The organism is Salinicola endophyticus, assembly GCF_040536835.1.
Classification (GTDB): Bacteria; Pseudomonadota; Gammaproteobacteria; order Pseudomonadales; family Halomonadaceae; genus Salinicola; species Salinicola endophyticus_A.
The window spans coordinates 3638660-3652318 of the sequence record NZ_CP159578.1; the positions used below are offsets into that span (position 1 = coordinate 3638660).

General features: G+C 66.7%; 12 protein-coding genes. 9 read left to right on the forward strand and 3 right to left on the reverse strand.

The genetic code is table 11. The annotated features are described in order from the left end of the window. Positions 1-166: 166 nt before the first annotated feature. Entirely contained in the window at positions 167-1516 is a 1350-nt protein-coding gene (locus ABV408_RS16460; RefSeq protein WP_353979969.1) for an aspartate aminotransferase family protein, read from the forward strand. 178 nt (positions 1517-1694) lie between these two features. On the opposite strand, the gene ABV408_RS16465 is transcribed toward ABV408_RS16460, so the two are convergent. Further along, the gene (locus tag ABV408_RS16465) at positions 1695-3155 is read right to left on the reverse strand and encodes a PLP-dependent aminotransferase family protein (RefSeq protein ID WP_353979970.1); all 1461 of its coding nucleotides are present in this window, start codon (positions 3153-3155) and stop codon (positions 1695-1697) included. 254 nt (positions 3156-3409) lie between these two features. Here ABV408_RS16465 and ABV408_RS16470 point away from each other — a divergent pair, with 254 nt between their 5' ends. The 8 genes from ABV408_RS16470 to ABV408_RS16505 all read left to right on the forward strand — a co-directional run bounded on the left by ABV408_RS16470 (position 3410) and on the right by ABV408_RS16505 (position 11906). Then, the gene (locus ABV408_RS16470; RefSeq protein WP_353979971.1) at positions 3410-4813 is read left to right on the forward strand and encodes a sodium/glutamate symporter; all 1404 of its coding nucleotides are present in this window, start codon (positions 3410-3412) and stop codon (positions 4811-4813) included. Beyond that, positions 4810-6450 (forward strand): amidohydrolase, encoded by a 1641-nt coding sequence (locus ABV408_RS16475; RefSeq protein WP_353979973.1) that lies wholly within the window; start codon positions 4810-4812, stop codon positions 6448-6450. The genes ABV408_RS16470 and ABV408_RS16475 overlap by 4 nt, the downstream gene beginning before the upstream one ends. Beyond that, positions 6450-7409, forward strand: coding sequence for a CobW family GTP-binding protein (locus tag ABV408_RS16480; RefSeq protein WP_353979974.1), 960 nt, complete (start codon positions 6450-6452; stop codon positions 7407-7409). The genes ABV408_RS16475 and ABV408_RS16480 overlap by 1 nt, the downstream gene beginning before the upstream one ends. A gap of 331 nt (positions 7410-7740) precedes the next feature. Further along, positions 7741-8649: a transporter substrate-binding domain-containing protein gene (locus tag ABV408_RS16485; RefSeq protein WP_353979976.1), complete on the forward strand. Its 909-nt coding sequence runs from the start codon at positions 7741-7743 to the stop codon at positions 8647-8649. A gap of 100 nt (positions 8650-8749) precedes the next feature. Beyond that, complete coding sequence (locus tag ABV408_RS16490) at positions 8750-9391, forward strand: amino acid ABC transporter permease (RefSeq protein ID WP_353979977.1); 642 nt, start codon at positions 8750-8752, stop codon at positions 9389-9391. A 20-nt stretch (positions 9392-9411) separates the two neighbouring features. Further along, positions 9412-10077: an amino acid ABC transporter permease gene (locus ABV408_RS16495; RefSeq protein ID WP_353979979.1), complete on the forward strand. Its 666-nt coding sequence runs from the start codon at positions 9412-9414 to the stop codon at positions 10075-10077. Continuing rightward, complete coding sequence (locus tag ABV408_RS16500) at positions 10070-10876, forward strand: amino acid ABC transporter ATP-binding protein (RefSeq protein ID WP_353979980.1); 807 nt, start codon at positions 10070-10072, stop codon at positions 10874-10876. Before ABV408_RS16495 ends, ABV408_RS16500 begins: the two co-directional genes overlap by 8 nt. 67 nt (positions 10877-10943) lie before the next feature. Beyond that, positions 10944-11906, forward strand: coding sequence for a D-2-hydroxyacid dehydrogenase family protein (locus tag ABV408_RS16505; protein WP_353979981.1), 963 nt, complete (start codon positions 10944-10946; stop codon positions 11904-11906). A gap of 105 nt (positions 11907-12011) precedes the next feature. Here ABV408_RS16505 and ABV408_RS16510 read toward each other — a convergent pair whose 3' ends face one another. Both ABV408_RS16510 and ABV408_RS16515 read right to left on the reverse strand, forming a co-directional pair. Beyond that, positions 12012-12698 carry a glutathione binding-like protein gene (locus ABV408_RS16510; RefSeq protein WP_353979982.1) on the reverse strand — a complete coding sequence of 229 codons (687 nt, stop codon included), beginning with the start codon at positions 12696-12698 and terminating at the stop codon, positions 12012-12014. 52 nt (positions 12699-12750) lie between these two features. Beyond that, complete coding sequence (locus ABV408_RS16515) at positions 12751-13464, reverse strand: glutathione S-transferase N-terminal domain-containing protein (protein WP_353979983.1); 714 nt, start codon at positions 13462-13464, stop codon at positions 12751-12753. Between the last annotated feature and the right edge of the window lie 195 nt (positions 13465-13659).

Below are 13659 nucleotides of genomic sequence, written 5' to 3' on the forward strand. Positions count from 1 at the left end.
GGCACCGGCTGTCACGAGCGCGACGAGGTTCTGGCTCTAAGGCGATCCTGCAGCGCCGCTTAGTCTGAACGTGAACCAGACACCTCCGGGCGCAAGCAGAGCGCCCGAGGCGCACTCCGCCTTTCCCACCGGTGCCGCCAGCGCCGGGCGACACAGGATGCAGACCATGACCCAGGCCCCGACCACCGCCCTCGGCAACGATACGAGCGACAACGACGCAATCGATAACGATCATGTCCGCCAGCTCGATCGTCAGCACGTGTTCCACTCCTGGTCCGCCCAGGCCACACTCGACCCGCTGGTGATCGCCGGCGGCAGCGGTTGCCGGGTGTGGGACTACGCGGGCAGGGAGTATCTCGATTTCAGTAGCCAGCTGGTCAACACCAACATCGGCCACCAGCATCCCAAGGTGATCGCCGCCATCCAGGCCCAGGCCGGCGCGCTCGCGACCGTGGCGCCGGCGCATGCCAACCTGGCCCGCGGCGAAGCGGCCAAGCGCATCCTGGCGCGGGCGCCCCAGGGCTTCGAGAAGGTCTTCTTCACCAACGCCGGCGCCGATGCCAACGAGAACGCCATCCGCATGGCGCGGGCTTACACCGGCCGCGACAAGATTCTCTCCGCCTACCGCTCCTATCATGGCAATACCGGCGCAGCCATTGCCGCGACCGGCGATCCGCGGCGCATCCCCAACGAGTTCGCCCGTGGCCATGCCCACTTCTTCAACCCCTATCTCTATCGCAGCGACTTCTGGGCCGGCGACGAGCAGCAGGAGTGCGAGCGCGCCCTGCAGCATCTGCAGCGGGTGATCGAGTGCGAAGGGCCGGGGGCGATCGCCGCCATTCTGCTCGAGTCCGTACCCGGCACTGCCGGCGTGCTGATTCCGCCCCAGGGCTATCTGGAGGGCGTGCACCGACTGGCCGATCACTACGGCATCCTGCTGATCTTCGACGAGGTGATGGCGGGTTTCGGCCGTACCGGGCGCTGGTTCGCCTTCGAGCACTTCGATGTCCGCCCCGACCTGATCGTGTTCGCCAAGGGCGTCAACTCAGGCTATGTGCCGGCCGGCGGCGTGATCGTCTCGGCGCCGATCTGCCGTCACTTCGACGACCAGATGTTCTACGGCGGCCTGACCTATTCCGGCCATCCACTGGCCATGGCGGCGATCGTCGCCACGCTGGATACGATGGCCGAGGAGGGGATCGTCGATAACGCCGATCGGGTCGGCAATGGCGCGCTCGCCACGGGCCTGGCGCAGCTCGCCAGAGATCACGCCATCATCGGCGAGACGCGTGGTGTCGGCGTGTTCCACGCCCTGGAGCTGGTCAGCGATCGCACCTCGCGCGCGCCGCTGCCGGGGGCCGAGATGGCCAGGATCAAACGCGCCCTGATCGACAAGGGGCTACTGCCGTTCGTGGTCGAGAACCGCATCCACGTGACCCCGCCGTGTATCGTCAACGAGGCCGAGGTGGCACAGGGGCTGGCGATTCTCGACGAGGTGCTGGGCGCCGCCAGCTAAGGAACCACTGCATAAATGCCTGCACGAGCGAATGACTGCGTTGCACGGTACTCGAAGACTCGCCTAACCCCATGTTATGTCTCGCCTTCTGCGTTCCGTGCGCCTTGCCCTTCATCTCGTTCGGCGATTTATTCAGCGTTTCCCTAAACCACGGCTGGGGCGGACAACCCCGCCGGCGTCATCCCATGGCCCGGGCCAGACGCTCGACTCCCGGGCCGATACGCGCCACGTCGATGGCGCCGAAACCCAGCCGCAGGAAGTGGCGCGGCGGCACCCGGTCGAAGAAGTGCTGGAAGCCGGGCTCGATCAGCACCCCGTGCTGGGCCGCCCGCCATGCCAGGCGCTGGGTGTCGACCTCGGCCGGTGCCTGCAGCCAGAAGACGCTGGCGTGGTCGCCGCCCATCCGCCGGCAGCTCGGCAGGTCGCGCTGGAGACAGGCATCGAGGGTCTCCCAGCGGCGGTACATCTCCTCGGCGAAGACGCGCAGATAGCGGTCGTAGTGGCCCTGGGACAGAAACTGCGCCAGCTGCTGCTGCAGGCTCGAGGGCGGGTGCCGGTACATCAGCCGGCGCAGCGCCCGCAGCTCCTCGATCAACTCGGCATCGGCGACCAGATAACCCAGCCGCAGCCCCGGCGAGAGCGGCTTGGAGAGGCTGCTCATGTAGATGACCCGGGCCCCCGCCCGGCTCGCCTTCAGCGCTGGCAGCGCGTGGTGATCGAAATTCACCTCGGCGTCGTAGTCGTCCTCCAGCACGATCTGATCACGGCGCTGGATCTGCTCGATCAGCGCCTCGCGCCGCGCACGGCTCATGGTCACCCCGGTGGGCCCCTGGTGGCTCGGCGTGACATAGAGGTAGTCGCAGTCGGCCGCCGCCGCATCCAGGCACATGCCCTCGTCGTCCAGCGGCTGATAGCTGAGCTTTGCCCCCTGACGCAGAAAGACATTGGCCGCCTCGCGGTAGCCGGGGTTCTCGACCGCGACCCGGGTACGCGCATCGAACAGCAGCTGGGCGATCAAAAAGAGCGCATTCTGCGACCCCAGCGTGATCAGGATCTCGTCGCTGCGGGCGTGGATGCCACGCTTGGGCAGCACCCGGGTGCGCAGCTGCTCGATCAGCATCGGGTCATCCTGATCGTAGCGGTCGCTCAGCCAGTGGCGCTCGCGCTGCCCGCCGAGCAGCCGGCGCGAGGCCTCGCGCCACTGCTCCAGCGGAAACAGCTGGGTGTCGAGCTGGCCGTAGACGAACGGATACTCGTAGTGCATCCAGTTGCTGGGGCGTAGCACGCCCTGGAAATGACTGGGACGATGGGTGAAGCGCGCGTCCCATCCTGGTGCATCCTGCTGCTGCGCTGCACACGGCTGGCTCGCTGGCTCGCCCACCGCCGCGTGATAGGTGGCGTGCAGGTAGTAGCCGCTGCGCGGCCGGCTGACCAGGTAGCCATCCTCCACCAGCCCTTCGTAGACCAGCGCCACGGTATTGCGCGAGATGCCCAGCTGACTCGACAGTCTGCGGCAGGAGGGGAGCGCCTCCGCAGCGGGAATGGTACCGGTATGGATGGCGTCGAGCAGCGCCTCGCGCAGCTGCTCCTGCAGCCCCCGCGGGGCGTCGAAATCGAGCGCAAAGTAGTGATCGAGCATGGTGCACCTCGCTGGCCAGCCGTGACGTCGTCCTACTGGGTGGTCACTGCAAGAATCACGCCATCGAATGCCTACCTGCGCCCATGCTCGCTCGCCCTCCTGCGCGCCCAACGGCGCTCGCCGCTGTCTCGACCATCCTCGGCAACTGTCCTGTGGCATCGCCACTACCCGACCTTACCATCGCTGACAGGGCCCAAGCGTGATGCCCGCCCCAAGGGCGTGCCTACAACAATATCAACCGTGAGGATCGCAACATGGGCAGTACCTTTCATGGCATCATCGCCTTCGCGCTGATGGCGGCGCTGCTGGTCGCCGGCAGCCTACTGCGCGGTCGCCTCGGCTGGCTGCGCGCCAGCCTGGTGCCGGGTAGCATCGTCGCCGGTGTGCTCGGTTTCATCCTGCTCTCGTGCGGGCTGATCCCCGGCTACGGGCCCGGGGATTTCACCGCCCTCGCCTTTCACTTCTTCACCCTGAGCTTCATGTCGCTGTGTCTGACCGGCAGCCCCAGATCGACCACCCGGGAGGGTCGTCAGGGGGTGGTCGGCGGCGGACTCTGGCTCACACTGATCTGGACCGCCAGCCTGGGCGCTCAGGCGGTGCTCGGCTTCGCCCTGATGGCGGGCTATGACTGGATCAGCGGTGCCGGCCTCGACCCGCTACTGGGGGCGATCGTCACCCATGGCTTCACCCAGGGGCCGGGCCAGGCACTGACCTACGGCACCATCTGGGAGACCCGCTACGGTATCGCCGATGCCGCCCAGGTCGGCGTCATCTTCGCCTCGCTGGGCTTCATCGCCGCGTTCGCGGTGGGCGTGCCGGTGGCGCGTCACTGTCTCAAGCGCGGCCTCAACAGCAACCGCGAGTCGACCCTGGATGACGATTTCATCGCCGGCTTCCATGCCCCCGAGCATCAGCCCGCCGGCGGTCGGCAGGTCACCCACGCCGGCAACGTCGATTCACTCGCCTGGCATCTCGGTCTGCTCGGGGTCGCCTACGCCATCACCTATGCCTGGCTGTCGTTCATGCAGCCGCTGGTCGCCGGCAATCAGGTGCTGCCGGTCTTCTTCAGCTTCAATCTCTTTTTCATCCATGGCCTCACGATTTGCGTGCTGATGCGTCTGGTGATCGACCGTTACGGCTGGTCGAGCAAGGTCGATGACGACACCCTCAAACGCATCACCAGCGGCTCGGTCGATTTCATGGTCGTGGCGACGCTGATGAGCATTCAGGTGGCGGTGCTCACCGCGCTGCTGATCCCGATACTGATCGTCGCCGTCGGCGTCACCCTCGTCACCCTGCTGGGCGCGGTGGCGATCGGCCGCTTGAGCGGGCGACTCGGCCCGGAACGCACGGTGACCGCCTTCGGCTGCTGCTGCGGCTCCACCGGTACCGGCCTGCTGCTGCTACGCATGCTCGATGCGGACTTCAGCACCTCAGTGCCCAAGGAGCTGGCGTTCTTCAACATCGCGATCATCGTGGTCAATATTCCGACCCTGTTCTTCTTCGCACCGATTGCCCCCTCCCTGGGCACCTGGACCTACCTGGGCATCTTCGGTGGCTATGCCGTGGCCGCCCTGGCCTGCATTCCACTGCTGCGGGGCTGGCAGCGCCGACGTCAAACCCGCGCGGCCACCCCTCAGGAGACGAGCCCGACATGAGTCTTCGCATCTATGCCGCGCGTCGCATCCTGACCATGAACCCGAGCCTGCCGGAGGCGACCCATATCGCCGTGCGCGATGGGCGCGTGCTCGGGGTCGGCACGCTGAACGAGCTGGCCGATCTGGGTGCCCACGAGGTCGATCAACGCTTCGCCGACAAGGTGATTCTGCCCGGGTTCGTGGAGGGGCATAGCCATGCGCTGGAGGGGGCTCTGTGGGAGTACGTCTATGCCGGGTTCTTTGCCCGTCAGGACCCCGAGGGCAGCCTCTGGCCAGGGCTGACCGACATCGCCTCGCTGCAGGCACGCCTGCGCCAGCAGGCTGACACCCTCCCCGCCGGGGCAGCGCTGATAGCCTGGGGGTTCGATCCGATCTACTTCCCCGACCGGCGCCTGGATCGCCACGACCTGGATGCCGTCGACGCCGAACGCCCCATCGTGGTGATCCATGCCAATCTGCACATGATGACGGTGAACGGGGCCATGCTGCGCCACGCCGGCCTCGACCCGCATGCCGAGATCGAGGGGGTGATGAAGGACGCAGACGGCCACCCCAACGGCGAGCTGCGTGAGATGGCAGCGATGTTCGCCATCTTCGATACGCTGTCGCTGGATCTCTTCGACCGTGGCAGCGAGCCGCAGACGCTGGCCCGCTATGCCCGGATCGCGCAGCGCCACGGCGTCACCACCCTGACCGACCTCTACAACCCGCTCAGCGAGGACGGCGTCGAGAGCATGCTCGCCACCTGCGCGCGTGACGATGTGCCGATGCGCCTGGTGCCGGCGATGAGCGCGCTGACCTACACCACCGATGTCGGCATCGAGCGGGTACTGGCGTGCTGCCAGCTCAGCACCGACAAGCTGCACTTCGGGCCGGTCAAGCTGATGACCGATGGCTCGATCCAAGGCTACAGCGCCCGACTCAACTGGCCGGGATACCACGACGGCACACCCAACGGGCTATGGAACGCGGAGCCGGAGCGGCTCATCGAAGTGGTCCAGCGCTACCATCAGGCCGGGCTGCAGCTGCATATCCACACCAACGGCGACGAAGCCGTGGATCTGATGCTGGACGCGATCGAGTCCGCCCTGGCGCTGTGGCCGCGCCCCGATCATCGCCATACCCTGCAGCACTGTCAGATCATCAATCAGGCGCAGATGCGGCGTGCGGCCCGCCTTGGGGTCTGCCTCAACATGTTCGCCAACCACCTCTACTACTGGGGCGACATCCACCGTACGCGGACGCTGGGTTTCGAGCGTAGCCAGCGCCTGGAACCGCTGGCCTCGGCCGAGCGTCTCGGCATCCCCATCGCCGCGCACTGCGACGCCCCGGTCACACCGTTGTCACCGCTCTTCACCGCTTGGTGCACGGTAGCGCGCCAGACCGCCAGCGGCGCGATCCTGGGCGCGCATGAAGCGCTCAGCGTGACGCGGGCGCTCAAGCTGATCACCCTGGATGCCGCCTATACGCTCAGGCTCGACGATCGCATCGGCAGCCTCGAAGTGGGCAAGCTCGCCGACATGGCGGTTCTGGACGAGGACCCGCGCGAGGTAACGCTGGCGCGGCTGCCGACGCTGCGCGTCGCGGCGACCGTGGTCGGCGGCATCGTCTATCCCAACCCGCCGGCCGAGCCTTGATGACGGATACCAACGGCGTCCCCGGCACCATCGCGGTCACGCTGATCGCCGGCTATCTCGGCGCCGGCAAGACCACCTGGCTCAATGCACACCTGCGTCAGGGGTGCGGTGCCGATACCCTGGTGCTGGTCAACGACTTCGGCACCCTCAACGTCGATGCCGAACTGATCGAACACCAGGGCCAGCACCTGCTCGCGCTGAGCAGCGGCTGCCTGTGCTGCTCGCTGAGTGACGAACTCGGTGTCCAGCTCTCGCGCCTGGCGCGCTGGGAGCAGCCGCCCACGTCGCTGATCATCGAGACCAGCGGCGTGGCCCGCCCCGGGCGTATCGCCGATCTCATCCGGGTGGCGCGGCGCTACCACCTGGAACGCATCGTCACCCTGGTCGATCTCTCCACCTTGACGGCTCGTCTCGACGATCGCCGGGTCGGCGACTTGGTCGCCGAACAGATCATCGGCGCCACCGAACTCGTGGTGAACCGGGCGGCGCTGCTGTCACCGACATCGCGGCAAGCCGCCTGGCAGCGGCTGAGCGCGCTCGCCCCAGCCACCACCCCTATCGTTTGCCAATCAGACGCGCCATCGCTGTACGCGACAGTCGAGAACGGGCGCGAACCGGCGCCGGCGTTCCGTGCAGCGGTAACCGGCACTGGCTCTACCACCGCTCCCGGCCCCGCCCCAGGCTCCAGCCTCGACTGGCAGCGTTTCAGCATCACGCTGCCGGCGACGCTGCACCGCGAGACGCTCGAGGCGCTGCTCTCCGTGCACCAGCACGCTCTCGCGCGAGCCAAAGGGTTTATCGACTGCGCGGGCCGGCGATACGTCTTTCAGTGGAGCGGCGGGCGCTCCTCTTGGACTCCCACGGCGCCGGGTCGTGGCGGACCGAGCCAGCTCATCGGGATCGGCTTTCGCGGCGTCGCGCTGGCGCAGCTGATCGCTGCCCTCGAAGAACTGGCATGAACCCTGCATAGATAATGAAAGCGTCAGCGGACCGATCTGCGGCCACGCCGGCCCCAGGTCGGCGGCTGCGTTCCGATTCAGCCGCGGGCGTGGCGTCTGGCCAACCACTGCCGGCCAACTGGCTCTACGGCGAGGGGCGGCGAGTTCTTTAGGGTGAAACCAGCGCCGCACAGGTCGCCCCAGCGCTGACGGCCGACCCGGCGGGGCGATGCATTACAGCAACTGCAATGACAGCGACTGCGATAACAACAAACGCGACAACGACATCACTCGATAGCGGCGTCACTCGACCAAGACGTCACGCCATAACAACACCTCGAGAGGGTTCTTCATGATGCGCTTCCCGACCCGTTCCACGACACCGACCCCGCACCGTTACGGCGCACGCCTGGCCACCCTGGTGGGCGGTGCCCTGCTGGCCCTCGCCATGGCCACGCCACCCTGGGCCATGGCGGCCGATCTACCCGAGATCGAGAGCCGCGGCAGCCTGAGCGTGGCCACCGAGGACAACTACGCCCCCTTCAACTACATCGAGAACGGCCAGCCGGTCGGGTTCAATGCCGACGTGCTGGTGGCGCTGCGCGAGTATGCCGACTTCGACGTCAAGCAGGACATCCTGCCGTGGACCGGCCTGCTGGCGGCGGTCTCCACCGGCCAGTACGACATGGCACTGACCGGCGCATCGGTCTCCGACGAGCGCCTGCGCGTGTTCAACTACACCGCGCCCTACGCCTCCGCCCAGCACTTCGCGATCACCCGTGCCGGCGACGACAGCATCAAGAGCGTGGCCGACCTGAGCGGCAAGACGCTGGGGGTCCAGGCCGGCAGCGTGCTGCTGTCACGCCTGCCCGAGCTCGAGAAGATGCTCAAGGAGAGCGGCGGCGAACTGGGCAAGGTGGTGCAGTACGAATCCTACCCGGAAGCCTTCGCCGACCTGGCCAATGGCCGGCTCGACTTCGTGATCGACTCGGCGGTACCGGTCAACACCCTGGTGGCCTCCAAGCCGAACGTCTTCGCCAAGGGCCCGGCGGTATCCGGCCCGGGTTACGTCTCCTGGCCGATCCCCAAGTCGAGCCCCGAGCTGCTGGCCTACATGAATGGCTTCCTCGACCACCTGCGCGAGAGCGGCCAGCTGGCGGCGCTGCAGGAGAAGTGGTTCGGCGAGAGCTTCCCCGATCTGCCCACGGTACCGCTGACCAGCGTCGAGCAGTTCCACGAGCTGCAGGCCAGCAGCCAGTAGCAGGTCACCGCGGCGCCGCCGCGACCACGTCTAGCCGACCCGAGCGCGCCGCGGCCTGCCCGCGGTGCGCTGCCAGCGACCACCCTGTGGAGAGCTCATCATGAACGCCAGTGCCTGGCACATGCTGCTGGAGGGCGCCTGGACCACGCTCTGGATCTCCGGCGTGTCCATCGCCATGGGGGTCACCGCCGGGCTGATCCTGGCGCTGATCCGACTCGCCAAGGTTCCGCTCATCGACCAGCTGCTGGTGCTCTACATCAGCCTGGCCCGTGCCACGCCCCTGGTCACCCTGGCGCTGTTCATCTTCCTCAGCGCCCCGACCTTCGGCCTTCAACTGGACCGCAACGTGGCGGGGATTCTGGCCCTCACCCTCAACACCACCGCCTTCAACGCCGAGATCTGGCGCAGCGCCTTTCGCAACTTCTCGCGCGAGCAGCGCGAGGCGGCGATGGCCACGGGCATGACCCCCTGGATCACCTTCCGCCGCATCATGCTGCCGCAGATGGTGATCACCAGTCTGCCCGGGCTGATCAACGAGATGTCGTTTCTGATCAAGGGCAGCCCGGCGATCGCGGTGATCGGGATCGTCGATCTGACCCGTGTCACCAACCGCATCTCCGCGGTCACCTATGAGCCGCTGCCGCCGATTCTGGTCGCCTGCGTGCTCTACATGGCGATCATCGGCGGTCTGGTGTGGGCCCAGCGGGTCGCCGAGCGCCGCGCCAACCGGCTCGCCGTCTAGGGCATCGCGAGGAGAAGGTCATGAGTAACTGGCAAATTCTGTGGCAGGCGCGGGATCAGTTCTGGTCCGGCTTTCTCAGCACCATGACGATCTTCGGCTGCGCGATCAGCGCCGCCTTCGTGATCGGCTGCATCCTGCTCTATCTGCTCGAAGGCAGTCGCCCGCGGCTGGCGGTACCGCTGCGGGTGTTCATCGACGGCATGCGCATGCTGCCGTTTTTGATCCTGGCCTACCTGCTCTACTACGGCCTGCCCAGCTTCGGTATCCGGCTCGACGCCTGGTGGTCGGGGGTCGGTGCCCTGGCGGTCTACCACGGCTGTTATATCGCCGAGATCTTCCGCGGCAGCCGGCTGACCTTCCCGCCCGGTCAGATCGAGGCGGCGCAGGCCCACGGCTTCACCCGCAGCCAGATGTTCCTGCGTCTGATCCTGCCGCAGATCGTCATGCAGACCCGCCCCTTGCTGGGCAATCAGCTGATCTACGCGCTCAAGGACACGGCCTTTCTGGTCATCATCACCGTGCAGGAGCTGACGGCCGCGGCCAACAGCCTCTCCGGTACCTACTTCATTCCCACCGAAGCCTTCATCGTGGTGATCGGCTTTTACTGGGCGGTCAGCATCGTGATGGAAGTGATCGTCAAACAGTGTGGGCGCTTCGGTAGCAGACGGGGGTTCGACAATGTCTGATCTTTACGCCACGGCCGGACGTCAGGCGACGCGTGATCCTCACGCGAGTACAGCCGCGGTCTCGATCCGCAACCTGTCCAAGAGCTTCGACGACGTCGAGGTGCTGCGCGACGTCAATCTGGAGGTCAAACAGGGCGACGTCGTCACCATCCTGGGCTCCTCCGGCTCGGGCAAGTCGACGCTTCTGCGCTGCATCAACTGGCTGGAACAGCCGGAGCGCGGCACCATCCACATCGCCGGCGAGCGTATCGGCATCAACGCCGACGGGCGAGCCATGTCGGTGAAGGCGCTGGCGCGCGTGCGTGCCAGGACCGGCATGGTATTCCAGAGTTTCAACCTGTGGCCGCACCTCAACGTGCTGCACAACGTCACCGAGGCCCCGATCCACGTGCTCGGCCAGTCGCGACAGGAAGCCCAGGCGCGAGCCCGGGAACTGCTCGACAAGGTCGGCATGTCGCACAAGCAGGATGCCTACCCCAACACCCTCTCCGGTGGCCAGAAGCAGCGCGTGGCGATCGCCCGTGCGCTGGCCATGCAGCCGGAGGTGATGCTGTTCGACGAGCCCACCTCGGCGCTCGACCCGGAGCTGGTGGGCGAGGTGCTGGGGGTGATCAAAGCGCTCTCGGCCGAAGGCTACACCATGGTCATCGTGACCCATGAGATGGCCTTCTCCCGCGCCGTCTCCGATCAGGTGGTGTTTCTCGAAAAGGGGCTGATCATCGAGCAGGCCGACCCCGAAACCTTCTTCACCCGGCCGCGTACCGAGCGCGTTCAGCGCTTTCTCGAACGCCACCAGTGACCGCTCGACAGCCACCCCTGGACGTGCCAACAATGGCAGCCAGTATGACTGCCGAGGAGGCGCTGCCATGGCGATGACGGTAACGGTGCTGGATGACTATCAGGGATGCTGCGGCTTTCTCGACGCCGTGCGCGAACTCGACGGCTGCGACGTGCGGCTGGATATCGAGTACGCGCGGGTCGCCCCCTCGGCGCTGGCGGCGCGGCTGGCCGAGAGCGATGCGGTGATCCTGATCCGCGAACGTAGCGTGCTCAGCCGCGAGGTGCTGGAGAAGCTGCCGCGGCTCAAGCTGGTGGTGCAGACCGGACGCCTGGCCTCGGCGATCGATCTCGAGGCGTGTCGCGAGCTGGGTATCGCGGTGCGCGAGGGCACCGGTTCGCCCATCGCCCCGGCCGAGCTGACCTGGCTGCTGATCATGGCGGGCTGTCGCCGTCTCGGCGGCTATCTGGCGCGCCAGGCCCGGGGCGAGTGGCAGCGCACCACCGAGCGTCTGGAGACGGAGTCGCTGGGGCATGCGCTGCACGGGCGCACCTTGGGCATCTGGGGGCTGGGCAAGATCGGCAGTCTGGTTGCCGGCTACGCCCAGGCCTTCGGCATGCAGGTGGTGGCCCACGGACGCGAAGCGAGCGCCGGGCGCGCCTTCGAGCTGGGTATCGCGTTCGAGCCCGATCGCCACGCCTTTCTCGCCCGCTGCGACGTGGTCTCGCTGCATCTCAGGCTCACCGATGACACCCGCGGCATGATCACCGCGCGCGAGCTGGCCACCATGCGCGCCGATGCGCTGCTGGTCAACACCAGCCGCGCCGAGCTGATCCGCCCCGGGGCGCTGCTCGATGCCCTCGATGCCGGGCGTCCGGGGAGCGCGGCGCTGGACGTCTTCGAGCAGGAGCCGGAGGGCGCGAGCGCCTATCAGGCGCATCCGCGAGTACTGGCGACACCGCACATCGGCTTCGTCGAAAAGGACACCTACGAACGCTACTTCGCCACCGCCTTCCAGCAGGTCAAGACGTTCTTCGACAGCGAACGCTGAGCGCCAGAGCGGTGTGCTAGAACGATGTTGTGCTAGAACAGTGTGATGGAAACGCGAGAGGCCCGGTGAATACCGGGCCTCTCTATTTGGCTCTCCTGGCGGCCCTCAGCGCCCGAACAGGTGCCCGCGCGCTTCATCGGTCATCGCCACGTCGTTGTCCGGGTTGACCTCCAGCGCCCGGGCGTAGGCCCGATTCACCGCGTCACGCCGCTGCACCCCTTCGAACCAGCGCTGCAGCGCGGGGAAGTCATCCAGCTCCTGGCCCTGCTTCTCATAGGAGCGAATCCACGGCCAGATCGCCATGTCGGCGATCGAATAGTCATCACCGGCGACGAAGTCGTTGTCCTCCAGTTGGCGGTCGAGCACGCCGTAGAGCCGCGCCGTCTCCTTGGTGTAACGCTCGATCGCATACTCGATCTTGCGCGGCGCGTAGTGGCGGAAGTGATGATTCTGCCCCGCCATCGGCCCCAGCCCGCCGACCTGCCAGTGCAGCCACTGCAGCACGCGGTAGCGCTGGCGCCCGCTCTTGGGCAGGAACTTGCCGCTCTTGTCGGCGAGATACTCGAGGATCGCCCCGGACTCGAACAGCGCCAGCGGCTGGCCGCCGTCGATCGGTGCCCGGTCGACGATCGCCGGAATGCGGTTGTTGGGCGAAATCTCCAGAAACTCGGCGCTGAACTGCTCACCCTTGGCGATATCGATCGGCCGAATGCGATAGTCGAGCCCGGCCTCCTCAAGACACAGGGTGATCTTGTGCCCATTGGGCGTGGTCCAGTAATACAGATCGATCATGGCCAGCTCCTGTCGCCGCTGGCGGCACGCGATCGCGCCGCCGCTATCGAACTCACACGTTCTGATACGCCCCTTCGACATCGACGAGGCGGGTGGCGTTGCGGCCCAGCCCGTCGTAGAGGTCGAGCATGCGCTGGTACCAGGCGTAGACCGGGTCGGCATTGGAGACCAGGTCGGCGCCCGAGCAGACCCGCGCCCACATGAACGCGCCCACGACCAGATAGTCGGCGGCGCCGGGGGCGGCGCCGTCGAGGAACTCGCTCTCGTCGAGACGCCCGCGCATCGGCTCCAAGGCGCGGTCGAGCATGGTCAGGCCCTGGCTCGGCGAGTGCATCTCCTCGAGCGTGCGGCCGAAGGCCTTCTCGCGCGTGGTACGGAAGTAGTCGCGATCATCCGGGTGAATGGTATTGAAGACATCCATCAGAATGGTGCGCACGATGCCCGGGGCCAGCGAGCGCTCGCTGTAGAACTTGAAGAAGCGCGCGCGCTCCGCCGCGGCGCCCTCGCCCAGCAGCGGCTTGTCGGGGTAGGCGCGGTCGAGATAGCGCAGAATCTCGTAGCTGTCGACGACGGTCTCCTCGCCATCGACCATTACCGGCACCCGGCCCTGGCCGGAGAAGGCGAGCGCCTCCTTGTCGGTGAACTTCCAGGGCACGAAGTCGCACGCCAGCCCCTTGTGGGCGAGGGCGAACTTGACCCGCCAGCAGTAGGGCGAGAAACGCAGCCGCTCATCGCGACCGCAGAGATCGAACATCTTAAGCGCCATGACAGGCATCTCCTCGTGACAAGAGAACAATGTGACAAGAGGTCAATCGACGTGATCCAGCATGTCCAAGGGGTCGATGGGCGTCAAACGGAAACTGCCGCCGGCGCGGCGCACTGAGCGCCTCTCGGGCAGGCCCCCTCTTCAGCACTTCCTCATGGACCCAGACCGAACTGGGCAAATGCGCAAGCGTTGCCA